Here is an 18,897-nt window from a genome sequence, read left to right as displayed (position 1 = left end):
GTGGTCGGGGACCGTCGACGGCTCCGGGATCTGGGGGCCCGTGAGGGCCGGTGGGTCAGCGGTGGTCGCTGCCCTGGGACTGGACCGCCGCGCGGCCGGCCTCCAGGCGGGCCACCGGGATGCGGAACGGGGAGCAGGAGACGTAGTCGAGTCCGACCTCGTGGAAGAAGTGGACCGACTCCGGGTCGCCGCCGTGCTCGCCGCAGACGCCGAGCTTGAGGTCGGGGCGGGTCTCGCGGCCGGCCTTGGCGGCGAGCTTGACCAGGGAGCCGACGCCGTCCTTGTCGATCGTCTCGAAGGGGGAGACGCCGAAGATGCCCTTCTCCAGGTACGCCGTGAAGAACGAGGCCTCCACGTCGTCCCGGCTGAAGCCCCACACCGTCTGGGTCAGGTCGTTCGTGCCGAAGGAGAAGAACTGCGCGGCCTCGGCGATCTGACCGGCGGTCAGGGCGGCGCGCGGCAGCTCGATCATCGTGCCGATGGACAGCTTGAGCTGCGCGCCCGAGGCCGCCTCCACCTCGGCGATGACCTGGTCGGCCTCCTCGCGCACGATCTCCAGCTCCTGCACCGTGCCGACGAGCGGGATCATGATCTCGGCGCGCGGGTCGCCCTTGGCGGCCTTGCGCTCGGCCGCGGCCTCGGCGATCGCCCGGACCTGCATGGTGAACAGGCCGGGGATGACCAGGCCGAGACGGACGCCGCGCAGACCCAGCATCGGGTTCTGCTCGTGCAGGCGGTGAACGGCCTGGAGCAGGCGGAGTTCGTTCTCGTGCGGCTCCTGGCGGGACTCCGCGAGGGCGACACGGACGGAGAGTTCCGTGATGTCGGGCAGGAACTCGTGCAGCGGCGGGTCCAGCAGGCGGATGGTGACCGGCAGGCCGTCCATCGACTCGAAGAGCTGGACGAAGTCCTGCTTCTGGAGCGGGAGCAGCTCCTTGAGGGACTCCTCGCGCTCGGCCTGGGTGTCGGCGAGGATCAGCCGCTCCACCAGCTCGCGCCGGTCGCCGAGGAACATGTGCTCGGTGCGGCACAGGCCGATGCCCTGGGCACCGAAGCGGCGGGCGCGCAGCGCGTCCTCGGCGTTGTCCGCGTTGGCGCGCACCCGCAGCCGGCGCTTGCGGTCGGCGAAGGCCATCATGCGGTGCACGGCCTCGACCAGCTCGTCGGCGTCGTCGGCGCCCGGGTGCATCCGGCCCTCGAAGTACTCCACGACCGGCGAGGGCACGACCGGCACCTCACCGAGGTAGACCTTGCCGGAGGAACCGTCGATGGAGACGACGTCTCCCTCCTCGACGACGTGCCCGCCCGGGACGGTCATCCGGCGGCGCTTGGTGTCGACCTCCAGCTCCTCGGCGCCGCAGACACAGGTCTTGCCCATGCCGCGCGCGACGACGGCCGCGTGGGAGGTCTTGCCGCCGCGCGAGGTCAGGATGCCCTCGGCGGCGATCATGCCGTCCAGGTCGTCGGGGTTGGTCTCGCGGCGGATGAGGATGACCTTCTCGCCCGAACGCGACCACTTCACGGCGGTGTAGGAGTCGAAGACCGCCTTGCCGACCGCCGCGCCCGGCGAGGCCGCGATGCCCCGGCCGACCTGCGAGACCTTGGCGTCCTCGTCGAAGCGCGGGAACATCAGCTGCGCGAGCTGGGCGCCGTTGACGCGGGTGAGCGCCTCGGCCTCGTCGATCAGACCCTGGTCCACGAGCTGGGTGGCGATACGGAAGGCCGCGCCCGCGGTGCGCTTGCCGACGCGGGTCTGGAGCATCCACAGCACACCGCGCTCGATCGTGAACTCGATGTCGCAGAGATCCTTGTAGTGGTTCTCCAGCGTCTCCATGATCTGCATCAGCTGGTCGTACGACTTCTTGTCGATCTGCTCCAGATCGGCGAGCGGCACGGTGTTGCGGATGCCCGCGACGACGTCCTCGCCCTGCGCGTTCTGCAGGTAGTCGCCGTAGACGCCCTGGTGGCCGGAGGCGGGGTCGCGGGTGAAGGCGACGCCGGTGCCGGAGTCGGGGCCGAGGTTGCCGAAGACCATGGAACAGACGTTGACGGCCGTGCCCAGGTCGTGCGGGATGCGCTCCTGGCGGCGGTAGAGCTTGGCGCGGTCGGTGTTCCAGGAGTCGAAGACCGCGTGGATGGCGAGGTCCATCTGCTCGCGCGGGCTCTGCGGGAAGTCCCGGCCGGCCTCGGTCTTGACGATCTTCTTGAACTTGGTGACGAGCTTCTTGAGGTCGGACGCCTCCAGCTCGGTGTCGACCGTGACCTTCTTGGCCGCCTTCGCCGCCTCCAGCGCGTCCTCGAAGAGCTCCCCGTCGACGCCGAGGACGGTCTTGCCGAACATCTGGATGAGGCGGCGGTAGGAGTCCCAGGCGAACCGGTCGTCGCCGGCCTGCTTGGCGAGGCCCTGCACCGACTTGTCGGAGAGGCCGATGTTGAGGACGGTGTCCATCATGCCGGGCATGGAGAACTTGGCACCGGAGCGCACCGACACCAGCAGCGGGTCGTCCGCCTGGCCGAGCTTCTTGCCCATGCGGGCCTCTAGGGCGTCGAGGTGCGCACTCACCTCGTCACGCAGTGCCGCCGGCTCCTCGCCGCTGTCGAGGTAGACCTTGCAGGCCTCGGTGGTGATCGTGAAGCCGGGAGGGACCGGCAGGCCCAGGTTCGTCATCTCGGCAAGGTTCGCGCCCTTGCCGCCGAGGAGGTCCTTGAGGTCCTTGTTGCCCTCGGTGAAGTCGTAAACGAACTTCACGCCCTCAACGCTCGCGGCCTGCTCGGCTACCGGGAGATCTTTGTTTTCCGACACGGGTCTCGACTCCTCGAGGACGCGGTGGCTGCCCTGACGGCGAGGAACATACCCAGATCGAAGGCGTCTGGGTACGTCCATGCGCGCGTCATGCGCCTGTAACCACTCGTCCGCCAGCGGATCGAAAGTCAAGGCTTGGCAAGCAATCACAGCCGCATGTGTTCACTTCTTGAACGCAAGAACCTGTCCATGCCCTTCTGAGCGCTCATCTGAGCGGCGTTCGCCACGCTTGAGTTCGATCGATGAACGATCAAAGCGTGGCACTCAGTGCCACCCTTTGGAGAAGTGCAGCCGCTCATGATCCGCTCATCTGAGCGCAACCCTTATCAGAGGTGGCGAGAATCACGCTGCCACAGCCCGCCGGATTTCACCATGCGGACGGGTAGCGGGGGCGAAATGTCCTTGTCACACGCCGAGCGCCCGCAGCCGCTCCTCGACCCGCTCGGGGGCGTACAGGTGCTCGACGACCATCGCACCCGCTCCCACCAGGCCCGCTCGCTCGCCGAGCCGTGAGGTCACCACGTCCAGATGAGCCGTGGAGCGGGGCAGCGCCCGCTGGTAGAGCAGTTCGCGCACCCCTGTCAGGAAGGGAGTTCCGGCCAGATCCCCGGCGATCATCAGCACGCCGGGGTTCAGCAGGGTCACGACGGTCGCCAGGACGTCCCCGACCCGGCGCCCGGCCTCCCGGGCGAGACCGACCGCCTCGGGGTGCCCGGACGCCAGCAGGTCCCGCACATCCGAGCCGGAGGCCGCCGGCACCCCGGCCTCCGCCAGCCGTCGCGCCACCGCCCCGCCGCTCGCGACGGCGGCCAGACAGCCGTACGAACCGCACCGGCACAGCGCCTGGGCGCCCTCTGGCACCCGGATGTGCCCGATGTCCCCGGCGCCGCCGTCGATGCCCCGGAACACCGAGCCGTCCACCACGACCCCGGCGCCGATGCCGGTGGAGACCTTGACCAGCACGAAGGCGGAGCAGTCGGGATAGCCGGTGCGCTGTTCGCCGTACGCCATGAGGTTGGCGTCGTTGTCCACCAGCACGGGCACGGCGGCGGCGCCGGTGTGCTCGGTGAGGGCCCGGGACAGCCGGGCCCGTATGCCGTAGCCGTCCCAGCCGGGCATGATCGGCGGCTGGACGACACGGCCGGACTCGGTGTCGACCGGGCCGGGCACCGCGAGCCCGACCCCGCACACCGACTCGGCCGGGCAGCCCGCCTTCTCCAGCAGCTCGGCGAACCAGCGGCCGAGTTCGCCGAGCACGGCGTCCGGCCCGTCCTCGACGACCAGGGTGCCGGAGTGCTCGGCGAGGATCTCGCCGCTCAGCGACAGCACGGCCGCCCGCGCGTGCCGGGTGTCGAGGTCGGCGGCCAGGACCACCGCGTGCTCGTCGTCGAATTCCAGGGTGATGGAGGGGCGTCCGCCCAGCGGGGAATCCACCGGACCCCCGGCGCCCTCGCGCAGCCAGCCCGCGCGGAACAGCCGGTCGAGCCGCTGCCCGACGGTGGCCCGGGACAGTCCGGTCGCCTGCTGGAGCGCGCCCCGGGTCACCGCGCGGCGACTGCGCACCAGTTCGAGCAGTTCGCCGGCGCTGGCCTGGCCCGCTCCTCGCCCCGCCCTCTGTCCCGTTCTTCCGGGCTGTCCGGTCATGCACACCCCCTTGTGTTTCTCAACCTTGCCTTACATAGTGGGTTTTGCGTGTTAAATAGACGTAACCCCACGGTAGCCGCAGCCGAACCGGCCGGCCGGACGTCTTTTCGGAGAGCCCCGAGTGGACCGCACCGCCCAACGCGCCCTACGTCGTACCGGACGCACCGTTGCATACGATCCGTCCAGCACCGTCTCACCCCTGCAGGTCAGGGCCGCCGCCGTGCTGGAGGCCGGCTGGACGGGGACGTCCACCGTGCCCTCGCGCAGCCTGTATCCCCACCAGTGGTCGTGGGACTCGGCGTTCATCGCGATCGGCCTGCGGCACATCTCGCCGTTACGCGCCCAGACGGAACTGGACACGCTGCTGGCGGCCCAGTGGGCGGACGGGCGGATCCCGCACATCGTCTTCAACCCCTCCGTCCCCCTCGACGCGTACTTCCCGAGCCCCGACTTCTGGCGCTCCTCGACCGCGGGCCGTACCGCGGGCGCCCCGCGCACCGTACAGACCTCCGGGATCGTGCAACCACCGGTCCACGCGCTGGCCGTGTGGCTGGTGCACCTGGCCGACCCGGGGCTGTCGCGGGCCCGCGGCTTCCTCACCCGGATGTATCCCCGACTCGCGGCCTGGCACCGGTATCTGCTGCACCGGCGCGACCTGGGCGGGGGCGGGCTGGTGTCCGTCGTGCACCCCTGGGAGCAGGGCATGGACAACAGCCCCTGCTGGGACCGCCCGCTGTCCCGGGTCACCCCGGCCCCGGCCCGCTCCTTCCGCCGCGCCGACCTCGACCACGGCTCCCCCGAGGACCGGCCGACGGACCTGGACTACGGGCGGTACGTACGGCTGGCGAGCGACTACCGGGACCGCGGATACGCCGACGGGGCAGGGGAGTTCGCCGTGGAGGACCCGGCGTTCAACGCGCTGCTCATCGCCTCCGAGTACGCCCTGGCCCGGATCGCCCACGAGCTGGGCGCGGCGTCGACGGCCCGGCAGGCCCGCGCCGAGCGGCTGACGGCGGCCCTGGTGGAGCGGCTGTGGGAACCGGCCGCCGGGATGTTCCTGTGCCGGGACGTGCGCGCCGGGGAGCCGATCCCCGAGCGCGGTGTCTCCGGGCTGATCCCGCTGCTGCTGCCGTCGCTCCCGCGCGATCTCGCCGCCACCCTGGTCCGCACGATGTGCGGCCCGCACTTCGGCCTCGGCGGCACCACCCGCCTGGTGCCCAGCTACGACCTGCTCGGCGAGGCCTTCGACCCGCACCGCTACTGGCGCGGCCCGGCCTGGATCAACACCAACTGGCTCCTGGAGGGCGGTCTGCGGCTGCACGGCGAGCGCGGCCGGGCCGACGCCCTGCGCAAGGGCATCCTGCACACCGCCGGCGCCTCCGATTTCGCGGAGTACGTCGACCCGTACACGGCACAGGCCTGCGGCGCCACCGGCTTCGGCTGGACCGCCGCACTCACGCTCGACCTGCTGCACGACCGGCCCGCAGGGGACAGGAACGGCGTCACGGCGATCAAGGGAGGGGACCAGGGTTGACTTCCTCCCCCGCCTAGAGGCGGGAGATTCCAGCGGTCGCCCGCCGGGTTTCCTGCTTCACCGACGACCGCCCCGTCCGGGAGGACTCCCGTTGAGGTCTTACACCGTCTCCACAGGCAGACGCCGCCAGCCCGGCGGCCAGAATGTTGCGCGCCGCGTTCACGTCGCGGTCATGCACGGTGCCGCAGTCGCACGTCCACTCCCGGACATTGAGCGGCAGCTTCTCGCGGACCGTGCCGCAGGTTCCGCACAGCTTGCTGCTGGGGAACCATCGGTCGATCACGACGAGTTCGCGCCCGTACCAGGCGCACTTGTACTCCAGCATCATGCGCAGGTCCGTCCAGGCCGCGTCGGAGATGGCGCGCGCGAGCTTGCCGTTCTTCAGCAGGTTGCGGACGGTGAGGTCCTCGATCACGACCGTTTGGTTCTCACGGACGAGCCGAGTGGTCAGTTTGTGCAAGAAGTCCCGGCGCCGGTCGGCGATCCGCGCATGGATACGGGCCACGCGGCGGCGGGCCTTCTCCCGGTTCGCAGAGCCCTTCGTCTTCCGGGACAGTTCCCGCTGAGCCTTCGCGAGTCGGACGCGGTCGCGGCGCTCATGCTTCGGGTTGGTGATCTTCTCCCCGGTGGACAGGGTCACCAGGGAGGTGATCCCGGCGTCCAGGCCGATCGCCGCTGTGGTCGCGGGGGCCGAGGCGATGGTGTCCTCGACGAGCATCGAGACGAACCAGCGGCCCGCGCTGTCGCGGGACACGGTCACCGTCGTCGGCTCCGCCCCTTCAGGCAGAGGGCGCGACCAGTGGATGTCCAGGGGCTCGGTCATCTTCGCGAGCGTGAGCTGCCCGTCACGCCACTTGAAAGCGCTGCGGGTGTACTCGGCCGACCCCCGGGACTTCTTCCGGGACTTGTAGCGCGGGTACTTGGCGCGCTTGGCGAAGAAGTTCCCGAACGCCGCCTGAAGGTGGCGCAGCGCCTGCTGGAGCGGGACGGAGGACACCTCCGAGAGGAAGGCAAGTTCCTCGGACTTCTTCCACTCCGTCAGCGCGGCGGACGACTGCACGTAGGAGATGCGGCGTTGCTCGCCGTACCAGGCCTGCGTGCGCTCCTCCAACGCCTTGTTGTACACGAGACGGACACAGCCGAACGTGCGCGACAGCTCAGCTGTCTGCTCGTCCGTGGGGTAGAAGCGGTACTTGAACGCCCGCTTGACCTGCTGCGTCACGCCTCACGTTCTATCAGCTTCCGTGTGAGCGGCGGGCGTCGACCGATAGCCGGCGCACACCGAATCGCCCAGAAGGCGATTCGGCCTTCCCTGCCCTGCTCCGCAGGAGCTTCGTTTCCTCCCCTGCCTGAAGACCGGCGTACCCACGAAGGGAACACCCGATGACCGACCGGCATCATCTGCTCGTGCACGGCGGGACGTTCGCCGCCGTCGGTGACCGCGGCGACATCAGCGGCTACCGGGGCGGCAGCGCCCCGGACGGAATGTTCGTACGGGACGCACGGCACCTCAGCCGGTGGCAGCTCACGGTGGACGGGGCCGTGCCCGACACCCTGACGCCGGTGGCCGACGGGGACACCGCGGCGTGCGTCCTCGTCCCGCGCGGCGGACGCGACGAGCCGCCCGCCTACACGCTCTTCCGTGAACAGGCCGTCGGCGACGCCTCGTTCGTGGAGTCGCTGCGCATCACCAGCAACCGCCCGGCGCCGACGACGGTCCGCCTCGCGCTCACCGCCGACGCCGACTTCACCGACCAGTTCGAGCTGCGCTCCGACCACCGCACCTACACCAAGGCCGGTGCGGTCCGCTCCCGCCAGGTCCTCGGCCACGGCGTGGAGTTCACCTACCGGCGCGGCGAGTGGCGCTCGTGCACGACGGTGACGGCCGAGCCCCAGCCGGACGCCGTGGAGGAGACCGGCACCGGCGCCCGCCGCCTGGTGTGGACCCTGGAGCTGCCGCCGCACGGCACCGCCGAGCTGCTCCTGCGCGTCATGGCCCGTCCGCACGGCGAGAAGCGGGCCCTGCGCGTCCCCCGCTCCCCCGCCGCCGTGCGGGAGCGACTGCGCGCCCGGGAGGGCGAGTTCGTGGAGGGCCTGGCCTTCCCGACCGGCTGGCCGGAGCTGGCCGCCGCCTGCTCCCGGGGGCTCGCCGACCTCGCCGTGCTCCAGGTCCCGGCGAAGGGCCCGGACGGCGAGGAACTGCGCGTCCCGGCCGCCGGCGCCCCCTGGTTCCTGACCCTGCTGGGCCGGGACGCCCTGCTGACGTCGCTGTTCGCACTGCCCTACCGGCCCCGGCTGGCCGCCGCCACCCTGCCCGCGCTCGCCGCGACCCAGGCCACGGACGCGGCCGCGAGCGAAGTCGCCCAGCCCGGAAAGATCGTCCACGAGGTGCGGCACGGCGAACTGGCGCACTTCGGCCAGGTCCCCTACGGCCGTTACTACGGCTCGGTCGACGCCACACCGCTGTTCCTCGTGCTCCTCGGCGCCTACACGGAGCAGACCGGCGACACCGCCCTGGCCCATCGTCTCCAGTCGCACGCCCGCGCGGCCGTCGGCTGGATGCTGGACCACGGCGGCCTGACCTCGCGCGGCTATCTCGTCTACCGCGCCGACCAGGGCGGCCTCGCCAACCAGAACTGGAAGGACTCCCCCGGCGCCATCTGCTCCGCCGAGGGCACCCGCCCCAACGGCCCGGTGACGGCCGCGGGCGCCCAGGGCTACGCCTATGACGCGCTGCGCCGCACGGCGTGGCTCGCGCGCACGGTGTGGCAGGACGGGACGTACGCCGACCTCCTGGAACAGGCGGCCGGTGATCTGCGCGACCGTTTCCAGCGCGACTTCTGGATGGCGGAGCACTCCTTCCCGGCGCTCGCGCTCGACGGCCGGGGCAAGCAGGTCGACGCCCTCGCCTCCGACGCCGGGCATCTGCTCTGGTCGGGCCTGCTGGACAAGGAGTACGGCGAACAGGTCGGCCGGCGCCTCCTCGAACCCGACTTCTTCTCCGGCTGGGGCGTACGCACCCTGGCCTCCGGCCAGCCGGCGTTCCATCCGCTCTCCTACCACCGCGGTTCGGTCTGGCCGCACGACAACGCGCTCATCGCGCTGGGCCTGGCCCGCTACGGACTGCACGACGAGGCCCGCGCGATCGCCCGCGGCCTGGTCGACGCGGCGACCGCCACCGGCAACCGGCTCCCCGAGGTCCTCGCGGGCTACGGCCGCGACACTCACCCGGAGCCGGTGCCGTACCCGCACGCGTGCGTACGCGAATCCCGCTCGGCCTCGGCCCCGTTGGCGCTGCTCACGGCGGTCGGGGGCGTCTGAGGGGCGGCCGGCGGCACGGTTGGCCGGGCGTTTGCCGGGTGTTTGCCGAGCGCTGGCCCGGTGGGCTGAACGCACCTGGTGGGCGCCCCGTACGGAACTGAGGCGGACCCGAACCCCCACGCGGGTCCGCCACTTCACCGGGTTTCGTACGGGAAGGACCTCCGGGTGCCTGTCTTCACACGCCTGCGCCAGTCATCACGGTCGGAGTCCGCGACGCCATCGGCACCGGCACTGCCACCAGCACCGGCACAGGAACCGGCACCGGAGACTCCCGCTTCGGCATCCGGCCTCCGTGCCCGCCATCCCCGGGCCGCCCGCGCCCTCCGCTGGACCACCACCGCCCTCGCCGCCGCCCTGGTCCTCGGTGCCCTGCTGCTGCCCAACACCCTCCCCGCCATGGGGCCGAAGAGCTTCACGCGCATTCCGGCCGAGGCGGTCATCGGCGCCGTCGTGGTGCTGTGGCTGCCGCGCCGGGCCCGGCTGGTCGCGGCGGCGCTGTACGGACTCGGCCTGACCGCGCTGACCGCCGTGAACCTGCTCGACATGGGGTTCAACGAGTATCTGGGCCGGGGCTTCAACGCCGCGCTGGACTGGGACCTGCTGCCCGACGCCCAGGCGTACGTCGGGGACGCGCTGGGCGGGGGCGTCGCGACCGCCGCCGCCGTAGGGGCGATCGTGCTGATCCTGCTGCTGGCGGCCGTCATGGTCGCGGCGACGATCCGGCTCAGCGGCCTGCTCGTCCGCCACCGTCCCCGGGCGGCCCGGGGCGCGCTGATCGCCGGGGTCGTCTGGGTCACCTGCTCCGCCCTGGGCCTGACGCTCTTCGGCGGGCCGATCGCCTCCGAGCGCGGCGCCGGAGCCCTCCGGGTCCACGCCCAGCGGACGGTGGAGTCCCTGCGCGACGAGGCGGCCTTCGCGAAGCACGCCCAGGCGGACACCTTCGGCAACACCCCGCCCGAGCAGCTGCTGCCCGACCTGCGCGGCAAGGACGTGATCTTCACGTTCATCGAGAGCTACGGCCGCAGCGCCATCGAGGACCCGATCATGGCGCCCGGCGTCGACCGCACCCTCGACACCAGTGGCAAGGCCCTGGAGAAGGCCGGCTTCGCCGCCCGCAGCGGCTGGCTGACCTCGGCGACCTACGGCGGCAGCAGCTGGCTCGGCCACTCCACGACCATGTCCGGCCTGTGGATCGACAACCAGCGCCGCTACCGCACGGTCACCGCGGGCGACCATCTCACCCTCACCAGGGCCTTCCGCAAGAGCGGCGCCTGGGACACGGTCGGCGTGATGCCCGGCGTGCAGAAGGGCTGGCCGGAGGAGAAGTGGTACGGCCTCGACAAGCTCTACGACGCCTACGACCTGGGGTACAAGGGCCCGAAGTTCAGCTGGTCGACCATGCCGGACCAGTACGCGCTGGAGGCGTTCCAGCGCCGGGTGCACGGCAAGAAGCGCGACAAGCCGCTGATGTCGTTCGTCATCCTGACCTCCAGCCACCAGCCCTGGGCGCCCATCCCGAAGATGGTCGACTGGGACGAACTCGGCGACGGCTCACGCTTCGACGCCGTCGAGAAGGCCGGCAACAAGGCCTCGGACATCATCACCGACACCACCAGATCCCGGCAGGAGTACGGCAAGTCCATCCAGTACTCGGTCACCAGCCTCACCCAGTGGCTGGAGCGCTACGGCACCGACGACACCGTCCTGGTCTTCCTCGGCGACCACCAGCCCATGGCCCGGGTCAGCGGCACCCGCGCCAGCCGCGACGTGCCGGTGTCCATCGTCGCGAAGGACCCGAAGGTCCTCGACAAGGTCGCCGACTGGAACTGGACGGAGGGTCTGAGGCCCGACCGCGACGCCCCGGTGTGGAAGATGAGCGCCTTCCGCGACCGCTTCCTCAAGGCGTACGGCTCCACACCGCACCGCTCGGAGGGCTGATCAGCCGCCGGAGGTGTCGAGCTCGGCGTCCTCGCCGACCCAGGCGCAGTCGTACGGGTCCTTCAGCCAGCCGTCCGGCAGCACCACCCGGTTGTTGCCGGACGTACGGCCCCGGGGCCCGTCGGCGCCGACGGGCCAGGGCTGGTCGAGGTCCAGCTCGTCCAGCCCGGAGCGCAGCTCCTCCAGCGACGAGGTGATCGCGAGGCGCTTGCGCATCTCGGAGCCGACCGCGAAGCCCTTCAGATACCAGGCGACGTGCTTACGGAAGTCGATGACGCCCCGCGCCTCGTCCCCGATCCACTCCCCGAGCAGGGTGGCGTGCCGGACCATGACGTCGGCGACCTCGCGCAGCGCCGGGCGGGCGATGTCCTCGGTCCGCCCCTCGAAGGCCGCGACCAGGTCGGAGAACAGCCACGGCCGACCCAGGCAGCCACGCCCCACCACGACACCGTCGCAGCCGGTCTCGCGCACCATGCGCAGCGCGTCCTCGGCCGACCAGATGTCGCCGTTGCCGAGCACCGGGATCTCCGGGACGTGCTCCTTCAGCCGGGCGATGGCGTCCCAGTCGGCGGTGCCGCCGTAGTGCTGGGCGGCGGTGCGGCCGTGCAGCGCGATGGAGGTGACGCCCTCCTCGACGGCGATCCGGCCGGCGTCCAGGAAGGTGATGTGGTCGTCGTCGATGCCCTTGCGCATCTTCATCGTCACGGGCAGATCGCCGGCGCCGCTGACGGCCTCGCGCAGGATGGCCCGCAGCAGGTTCCGCTTGTACGGCAGCGCGGAGCCGCCGCCCTTCCGTGTGACCTTCGGCACGGGGCAGCCGAAGTTGAGGTCGATGTGGTCGGCGAGGTCCTCTTCCGCGATCATGCGGACGGCCTTGCCGACGGTCGCCGGGTCCACGCCGTAGAGCTGGATCGACCGGGGCCGCTCCGTCTCGTCGAAGTGGATGAGCTGCATGGTCTTCTCGTTGCGTTCGACCAGCGCCCGGGTGGTGATCATCTCGCTGACGAACAGGCCCTTGCCCCCGCTGAACTCCCTGCACAGGGTGCGGAAGGGCGCGTTGGTGATCCCGGCCATGGGGGCCAGGACGACAGGGGGCCGGACGGTGTGCGGGCCGATCTGGAGGGGCGTGGACATGCATCCATTGTGCCGTGCAATGAGAACGTAAAATTCATTAGTTAGCCACACTATTGAAGTCGGCGTACGATGGCCCGCATGCCCGAGCCCAGCCCCCGCCGCCGCATGCTGGTGCTCGCGATCTGCTGTATGAGCCTGCTGATCGTGAGCCTCGACAACACGGTCCTGAACGTGGCCCTGCCCTCCATGCAGCAGGACCTGCACGCGAGCACCTCCGGCCTGCAGTGGACGATCGACGCCTACACCCTGGTCCTGGCCTCGCTGCTGATGCTCGCGGGCTCCACGGCCGACCGCATCGGCCGCAAGCGGGTCTTCATGGCGGGGCTCGTCGTCTTCACCATCGGCTCGGTGCTGTGCTCCCTCGCACCGAACCTCGAAGCGCTGGTCGCCTTCCGGATGATCCAGGCGGTGGGCGGCTCGATGCTGAACCCCGTCGCCATGTCGATCATCACCAACACGTTCACCGACCCGCGCGAACGGGCCCGGGCGATCGGCGTGTGGGGCGCGGTCGTCGGCATATCCATGGCCGCCGGCCCGCTGGTCGGCGGCCTGCTCGTCGAGTCGGTCGGCTGGCGCTCCATCTTCTGGATCAATCTGCCGGTGGGCCTCGCCGCCCTCCTGCTCACCCTCCGCTTCGTCCCCGAGTCCCGCGCCGCCAAGGCCCGCCGCCCCGACCCGGTCGGCCAGCTCCTGGTGATCGCCCTCTTCGGCTCCCTGACGTACGCGATCATCGAGGCGCCGAGCACACCGTTCACGTCGATCGCCCCGCTGGCCGTGGTCGCCCTGGCCGCTCTCGCCGGTCTGCTCCTCTACGAGCCCCGCCGCACGGAACCCCTGATCGACCTGCGGTTCTTCCGCTCGGCGCCGTTCAGCGGGGCCACGGCCATCGCGGTCAGCGCGTTCGCCGCGCTCGGCGGGTTCCTCTTCCTGTCCACGCTGTACCTCCAGAACGTCCGCGGCCTGACCGCCCTGGAGGCAGGTCTGTGGATGCTGCCGATGGCGGCCCCGACGTTCCTCTGCGCCCCGCTCTCCGGCCGCCTGGTCGGCACCCGCGGCCCCCGCCTCCCGCTCCTGATCGCCGGCTGCGCCATGACCGCGAGCGGCGTCCTCTTCGCCGCGTTCGAGGCCGAGACCTCCGACGTCACCCTCTTCGCCGGCTACGTCCTCTTCGGCATCGGCTTCGGTTTCGTCAACGCGCCGATCACCAACACGGCGGTGTCCGGGATGCCGCGTGCGCAGGCCGGGGTGGCCGCGGCGGTCGCCTCTACGAGCCGCCAGCTCGGCCAGACGCTGGGCGTCGCGGTGGTGGGTGCGGTACTCGCCTCCGGCGTGGGCTCGTCCTCGTACCGCGAGACGTTCGTATCGGCCGCGCGCCCGGGCTGGTGGATCCTCGCGGTGTGCGGCTTCGCCGTACTGGTGCTCGGGGCGGTGACGAGCGGGCGGTGGGCTCGCCGTACCGCCGACCGGACGGCGGAGCGGCTGGAGTCGGCGGAGGTGCGGGATGTGGCGGTGACGGCGGATCGTGCCTCGTGACCTCGTAGCCCGTGCGGCAACACTGAGCGAATCCACGGCGGTTAGGCGGGGCTCCGGACGGTTGAACCATGAAACGCATTCCGCCGTCGGCGACTTGCCGCCCCGCTCTGAGCAGCAGAAACTGTAAGTGAGGACGTAGAGCCCGCCGATACTCCGACTCTGCGCCGCCCCGACCGTTGCGAACAAAGGGGCTGGGCCGGTGGACAACACCCTGCACATCCTCCTCGCCGAGGAGGACGCGGAAGCCGAACGTGTCGCGGAGCTGACCGGCTATCTGCGCGAGGAACTGCTCGAACTCGACGTGGACGATGTCACCACGCTGCCCGGCGGGGAGGTCCCGCCCGGAGCGCGGGCCGTGGACGTCACCCAGATCGGTGCGCTGCTGGTGACCCTGGGCAGCTCGGCGACCGCCCTGAGCCAGGTGATGACCGTGATCCGGTCGTGGATGGGCAGGCGCCATGACACACACCAGTCCATGCGTCTGCAGATGGGCGACGACGTCCTGGAGCTGTCCGAGGCGACCGACGATCAGGTCGCGGAGGCGTTCAAGATCTTCGTCCAGCGCCATTCCCCGGCCGGAGCCGACCAATGACGGACTCCAGACACGCGCTGATCATCGCCAACGACCGGTACGACGACCAGGGACTCAAGAAGCTCAAGGCACCCGCCCAGGACGCCGCCGCCCTCGAAAGGGTGCTGCACGATCCGCAGATCGGCGACTTCGAGGTGGAGGTCGTGCACAACGCGTCGGCCGACCTCATGCGCAGGCGCATCCAGGGCTTCTTCAACGAGCGCGACCGGGCCGACACGCTCCTGCTGCACTTCTCCTGCCACGGCCTCAAGAGCGAGTCCGGCGAACTGTACTTGGCCGCGAGCGACACCGAGCCCCCGCTGCTGGCCGCCACGGCCGTCCCCTCCCAGTTCGTCCGGGGTTGCATGTACGGCACCCGGGCGGGCCGCACCGTCCTGTTCCTGGACTGCTGCTACGGCGGGGCCTTCTCCCGGGGCTCGACCTCGGTGCGCTCCTCCGGTGAGATCAACGCCCTCGAGTCGTTCGCGAAGGGCGAGCCGGCCACGGGGCGGGGCTGGGCCGTCATCACCGCGTCCGACTCCATGGAGTACGCCTTCGAGGGCAGCCAACTCGCCGAGAACTCCGCTCCCCGGCCTTCGCTGTTCACCCACGCGGTCGTCGAGGGCCTGCAGACCGGCGAGGCCGACCTCGACGCGGACGGGAACGTGTCCCTCGACGACCTGTACGAGTACGTCTACCGGCAGGTACAGGAGCAGAACCCCCATCAGACGCCGAAGAAGGCGGCGGAGCTGCGCGGGGAGCTGCATCTGGCACACAGCCGGCGCGGCCGCATCAAGATAGTCGCTGTTCCCTCGCCGCCCTCCCTGCAGGCGGCCATGAACAGCGAGGAATTCCTCACCCGGCAGGGCGCCGTGACGGAGTTGCGCAAACGACTGCGGCGCAAGGAGCTGCCCATGGCGGAAGGGGCGCGTCAGCACTTGGAGGAGGTCGCGCGCAACGACATCCAGCCGATCGCCGAGCTGGCGTCCGAGGCCCTGAGCGAGATCCACCTGGCACCGTCCCCGCGCCACCTGGACTTCGGCCGAGCGCCACAGGGCTCGCCCCCGCGGAAGCAGCCCGTGACCCTGTACGGCCCACCCCTGGCCCGTCACTGCGTGGCCCAGCCCCAACAGACGTGGCTACGGGTCGATCCGACCCCGACGGGCCTGGAGGTCCACGTCGACACGACGACGGCGGGGCATCGGTCCGGCGCCATCGTGCTGAAGGGTGTGGCGGACGAGGCGGTGATCCACGTCGAGGCGGTGGTGGACCCGGTATCCGAGCGCAATGCCCGGCCGCCCTCGAACGGCTCCACGGCGCCGACGCGGCAATCGCACGCCAAACGGGAGACGGTCACCACCGAGCCCGCACGCATCCCGTCCCGCCCCAAGAAGCCGCCCGAGCGCACGACTCACCAGCCCTCCCCGTCCCACCGCGCGCCCACCCTCGCCGGCGCGGCCCTCGCCCTCGCCGCCACGTCCGTCATCACGCTCGTACTGGCCCTCCAAGCGGCGGTGGCGGCCGTCATGGCCCGGGGCGACGCAGGGCCGACCGGCAACGTCGAGGACGACATCCGCGACCACGGAGCCCTCACCCCGCTCATCGTCTGCCTGATCACCGGCGCGATGGCACTGGTCACCGGCGCGTTCGCCCGGCACGAACTGGGAGCACGGCAAGAGCACTACACAAGCAAGGCGACAAGCGGCACGCGCACCCTGACCGCGGTCGCCAAGGGCCTGGCGATCCCGACCCTGACCCTGGCCGTCCTCGCGGGCATCACCTACCTGGTGGGCAGCGGGCATTGGTGAGGAGCTGTGTCACCGTCACAGATCACGGCATCTGACACAGCTGAGCCTGCCTTCCGCTCCCCCAGGTCGTCATCTCACAGCCTGATAACTCGCATCCGGGGAAACCCTGTTGATGTTGGTCTTGCCGCACACTCCTTACTGCGAGCAGACCGGCTCCGCCGGATTCCTGGACGCGGGAGGCGTTATGGCGCAGATCGACACGAGCAAGGTCAGCCGATGGGATCAGCACGGGCGTGAGCATGTGGTGCGGGTGCGGCGCACGGGTATGCAGCGCACGATCAGATGCGACACCTGCGGCTGGCGCAGAGGCGCGCAGTTCCTGCCCTGGCTGAAGGCGGAGGAACATCTGGCGGAGGCTCATCAGGCCACCGTGGACCCGACGGGCGGCGTGATCACCGAGAGGCGCGGAGGCGTCAGGAACCTTTGAGGAGCTTCTTGATCTCGGGAGGCAGGTCGTTGCCTGTGCCGGCGACGAGGAGGACGCCTTCGGGCGCGCCCTCCCTGGCGATGGCGATGGCGGGGTCCACTCCTTCGATCGCGTAGACGACCGTCGAGCCCGGAGACTCCGGGGCGCTCCCGGAGTTCGGCGTGTCGTCGCACGGCGGCAGGACGGCCGGTCCCAGCTTTCTGCCGACCTCGAAATCGACGTTGGCCACGCTCGAGTACAGGCGCTTGTCGTACTCGACGACGAACGCGCAGGACGCCTGGGACTCACCGTCCTCCGACGACGCGCATCCGGCGGACGCCGCGGACGCCACGACGATCACCCCCGCCGCCAGCGCTCTCTTGACGCTCCGCCCGATCGACGTCACCGCTGTCACCTGGATCTCCCCGTCCTGTGGCCCGGCCTCATGAATGTCGACGGAGCAGCGGCCGCTTTCGTTCGGGCAGGTGCGTCCCTAAGGCGTGGGCTCGGCGCTGCGCAGGCCCCGCACCGTCAGCTCGACGACCGCCTCGAAGTCGGTCTCGGCGCCCGGCTCTTCCCACTCCCGCGCGTAGCAGGGGTCATGGAACCGCCCCGTCGCCTGGAACACCGCGCGGGCCGAGGCCTGCGGGTCGGGGGTGGTGAAGCTGCCGGTCTCCACGCCGGACTGGATGATGCGGGCCAGTTGGGCGGTGAGGTCGGTGATGTGGTCGCCGACCGCTGTGCCGGCCTCGTCCGTGAGGACCATGTACGTGGCGAACAGCTCCGGGTCCTCGCCCGCCTTGCGGCGCTTCGCGGCGAAGAGCGCGGCGAGCCAGTCCCGCAGCCGGGCCTCCGGGGCGGTGTCGCCGGTGACGATGCCGGACAGCTCCCCGGACGTGCGGTCCAGCCAGCGCTTGGTGACCGCCTCGCGCAGCGCCGCCTTGGTGCGGAAGTGGCGGTAGACGCTGCCGTGGCTGACGCCCAGCGCCCGGGCGACGTCCACGACGGTGGCCTTGGCCGGGCCGTGCCGCCGCAGCACCTCCTCGGTGGCCTCGAGGATGCGCTCGGCGGTCAGGGTCTCGCTGGTCGGTGCCATGCCCTGACCGTACCCGCAGCCCGGTTCAGCTCTCGAGGTGCGCCATCTGGGCCGCCGGATAGCGGTCACCGGCGGCGGCACCGGCCGGTACGGCCTCCTCCATCGCCGCCAGGTCGGCCGCGTCCAGCGTCACCTCCAGCGCTCCCAGCGCCTCCGTGAGCCGGTCGCGGCGGCGGGCGCCGACCAGCGGCACGATGTCCTCACCCCGGGAGAGCACCCAGGCGATGGCGATCTGCGCGACGCTCGCGCCCTTCTGCTCGGCGATCTTCCGCAGCGCCTCGACGAGGTCCAGGTTGTGCCGGAGGTTCTCGCCCTGGAAGCGCGGCGACATCGCCCGGAAGTCGCCCGCGCCGAGCTGCCGGTCGGCGGTGAAGTGGCCCGATATCAGGCCCCGGGAGAGCACCCCGTAGGCCGTGATCCCGATGCCCAGCTCACGCGTGGCCGGCAGGATCTCGTCCTCGATGCCGCGCGATATGAGGGAGTACTCGATCTGGAGGTCGGAGATCGGCGCGGTGGCGGCGGCCCGGCGGATGGTCTCGGCGCCGACCTCGCTCAGGCCGATGTGCCGCACATGGCCCTTCTCGACGAGTTCCGCGATCGCGCCGACCGTCTCCTCGATCGGCACGTCCGGGTCGAGGCGGGCGATGCGGTAGACGTCGATGTGGTCGACGCCGAGCCGCTGGAGGGAGTACGCGGCGAAGTTCTTCACGGCGGCGGGCCGGCCGTCGTAGCCGGACCAGCCGCCGTCCGGGTCGCGCAGGGCGCCGAACTTCACGCTGACCAGCGCCTGTTCACGCCGGGCCGCGGGGGCCGCGCGCATGGCCTCGCCGATCAGCAGTTCGTTGTGACCCATGCCGTAGAAGTCGCCGGTGTCCAGCAGGGTGACGCCCGCTTCGAGCGCCGCGTGCAGGGTCGCGATGGATTCGGCCCGGTCCGCCTCGCCGTACAGCGCGGACATGCCCATACAGCCGAGACCGAGGGCGGAGACCTGGGGGCCGGTGGTTCCGAGGGGTCGGGTTCGCATCGTCATGCCCACCACCCTGCCATGACAGCTGACAGATTTCAATATCTGTCAGCTCATGCTTGTCACCTCATGCTTGTCACCTCAT

Annotated in this window: 14 protein-coding genes; 7 read left to right on the top strand and 7 right to left on the bottom strand. The window is 70.9% G+C overall.

Annotation, left to right across the window (positions count from 1 at the left end; genetic code table 11):
• Positions 1-55 precede the first annotated feature (55 nt).
• Positions 56-2,803 (bottom strand): pyruvate, phosphate dikinase, encoded by a 2,748-nt coding sequence (ppdK, locus tag KJK29_RS26070; protein ID WP_370869161.1) that lies wholly within the window; start codon positions 2,801-2,803, stop codon positions 56-58.
• Positions 2,804-3,208: 405 nt separating this feature from the next.
• Positions 3,209-4,447 (bottom strand): ROK family transcriptional regulator, encoded by a 1,239-nt coding sequence (locus tag KJK29_RS26065; RefSeq protein WP_215121547.1) that lies wholly within the window; start codon positions 4,445-4,447, stop codon positions 3,209-3,211.
• Between the two features lie 121 nt (positions 4,448-4,568).
• On the opposite strand from KJK29_RS26065, the gene KJK29_RS26060 reads away from it, so the two are divergent.
• A complete protein-coding gene (locus tag KJK29_RS26060; protein WP_215121546.1) occupies positions 4,569-5,981 on the top strand; it encodes an MGH1-like glycoside hydrolase domain-containing protein in 1,413 nt (470 codons plus the stop codon).
• 13 nt (positions 5,982-5,994) lie between these two features.
• Here KJK29_RS26060 and KJK29_RS26055 read toward each other — a convergent pair whose 3' ends face one another.
• Complete coding sequence (locus tag KJK29_RS26055) at positions 5,995-7,203, bottom strand: RNA-guided endonuclease InsQ/TnpB family protein (RefSeq protein ID WP_215121545.1); 1,209 nt, start codon at positions 7,201-7,203, stop codon at positions 5,995-5,997.
• 161 nt (positions 7,204-7,364) lie between these two features.
• On the opposite strand from KJK29_RS26055, the gene KJK29_RS26050 reads away from it, so the two are divergent.
• Positions 7,365-9,302 carry an amylo-alpha-1,6-glucosidase gene (locus tag KJK29_RS26050; RefSeq protein ID WP_215121544.1) on the top strand — a complete coding sequence of 646 codons (1,938 nt, stop codon included), beginning with the start codon at positions 7,365-7,367 and terminating at the stop codon, positions 9,300-9,302.
• A gap of 165 nt (positions 9,303-9,467) precedes the next feature.
• Positions 9,468-11,240 (top strand): sulfatase-like hydrolase/transferase, encoded by a 1,773-nt coding sequence (locus KJK29_RS39195; RefSeq protein ID WP_370869160.1) that lies wholly within the window; start codon positions 9,468-9,470, stop codon positions 11,238-11,240.
• Here KJK29_RS39195 and dusB read toward each other — a convergent pair whose 3' ends face one another.
• Positions 11,241-12,374, bottom strand: a complete 1,134-nt coding sequence (gene dusB / locus KJK29_RS26040; RefSeq protein WP_215121543.1) for a tRNA dihydrouridine synthase DusB — start codon at positions 12,372-12,374, stop codon at positions 11,241-11,243. It abuts the gene before it with no gap.
• Positions 12,375-12,452: 78 nt separating this feature from the next.
• On the opposite strand from dusB, the gene KJK29_RS26035 reads away from it, so the two are divergent.
• The 4 genes from KJK29_RS26035 to KJK29_RS26020 all read left to right on the top strand — a co-directional run bounded on the left by KJK29_RS26035 (position 12,453) and on the right by KJK29_RS26020 (position 16,713).
• On the top strand, positions 12,453-13,907 hold the full coding sequence (locus KJK29_RS26035; protein WP_215121542.1) for an MFS transporter: 1,455 nt from the start codon (positions 12,453-12,455) through the stop codon (positions 13,905-13,907).
• A 199-nt stretch (positions 13,908-14,106) separates the two neighbouring features.
• On the top strand, positions 14,107-14,499 hold the full coding sequence (locus KJK29_RS26030) for a hypothetical protein (RefSeq protein WP_215121541.1): 393 nt from the start codon (positions 14,107-14,109) through the stop codon (positions 14,497-14,499).
• Complete coding sequence (locus KJK29_RS26025) at positions 14,496-16,286, top strand: caspase family protein (protein WP_215121540.1); 1,791 nt, start codon at positions 14,496-14,498, stop codon at positions 16,284-16,286. The genes KJK29_RS26030 and KJK29_RS26025 overlap by 4 nt, the downstream gene beginning before the upstream one ends.
• A 184-nt stretch (positions 16,287-16,470) precedes the next feature.
• A complete protein-coding gene (locus KJK29_RS26020) occupies positions 16,471-16,713 on the top strand; it encodes a hypothetical protein (RefSeq protein ID WP_215121539.1) in 243 nt (80 codons plus the stop codon).
• Here the strand turns inward: KJK29_RS26020 and KJK29_RS26015 are convergent.
• The 3 genes from KJK29_RS26015 to KJK29_RS26005 all read right to left on the bottom strand — a co-directional run bounded on the left by KJK29_RS26015 (position 16,700) and on the right by KJK29_RS26005 (position 18,818).
• Positions 16,700-17,107 carry a DUF6281 family protein gene (locus KJK29_RS26015; RefSeq protein WP_251057942.1) on the bottom strand — a complete coding sequence of 136 codons (408 nt, stop codon included), beginning with the start codon at positions 17,105-17,107 and terminating at the stop codon, positions 16,700-16,702. The two genes, KJK29_RS26020 and KJK29_RS26015, sit on opposite strands and share 14 nt — an antisense overlap.
• Positions 17,108-17,185: 78 nt before the next feature.
• Positions 17,186-17,788, bottom strand: a complete 603-nt coding sequence (locus KJK29_RS26010) for a TetR family transcriptional regulator (protein ID WP_215121538.1) — start codon at positions 17,786-17,788, stop codon at positions 17,186-17,188.
• A gap of 25 nt (positions 17,789-17,813) precedes the next feature.
• Complete coding sequence (locus KJK29_RS26005) at positions 17,814-18,818, bottom strand: aldo/keto reductase (RefSeq protein ID WP_215121537.1); 1,005 nt, start codon at positions 18,816-18,818, stop codon at positions 17,814-17,816.
• Positions 18,819-18,897: the final 79 nt, after the last annotated feature.

Origin of the sequence: Streptomyces koelreuteriae, assembly GCF_018604545.1 — a bacterium.
In the GTDB taxonomy this organism is placed as follows: domain Bacteria; phylum Actinomycetota; class Actinomycetes; order Streptomycetales; family Streptomycetaceae; genus Streptomyces; species Streptomyces koelreuteriae.
This window is presented reverse-complemented; position numbering and strand designations above follow the sequence as displayed.

Bases quoted from the DNA above. Each gene is read 5' to 3' on its own strand.
- KJK29_RS26010 (WP_215121538.1), bottom strand. From the start codon at position 17,788: ATGGCACCGACCAGCGAGACCCTGACCGCCGAGCGCATCCTCGAGGCC.
- KJK29_RS26065 (WP_215121547.1), bottom strand. From the start codon at position 4,447: ATGACCGGACAGCCCGGAAGAACGGGACAGAGGGCGGGGCGAGGAGCG.
- dusB (WP_215121543.1), bottom strand. From the start codon at position 12,374: ATGTCCACGCCCCTCCAGATCGGCCCGCACACCGTCCGGCCCCCTGTC.
- KJK29_RS26035 (WP_215121542.1), top strand. From the start codon at position 12,453: ATGCCCGAGCCCAGCCCCCGCCGCCGCATGCTGGTGCTCGCGATCTGC.
- KJK29_RS26025 (WP_215121540.1), top strand. From the start codon at position 14,496: ATGACGGACTCCAGACACGCGCTGATCATCGCCAACGACCGGTACGAC.
- KJK29_RS26020 (WP_215121539.1), top strand. From the start codon at position 16,471: ATGGCGCAGATCGACACGAGCAAGGTCAGCCGATGGGATCAGCACGGG.
- KJK29_RS26050 (WP_215121544.1), top strand. From the start codon at position 7,365: ATGACCGACCGGCATCATCTGCTCGTGCACGGCGGGACGTTCGCCGCC.
- KJK29_RS26005 (WP_215121537.1), bottom strand. From the start codon at position 18,818: ATGACGATGCGAACCCGACCCCTCGGAACCACCGGCCCCCAGGTCTCC.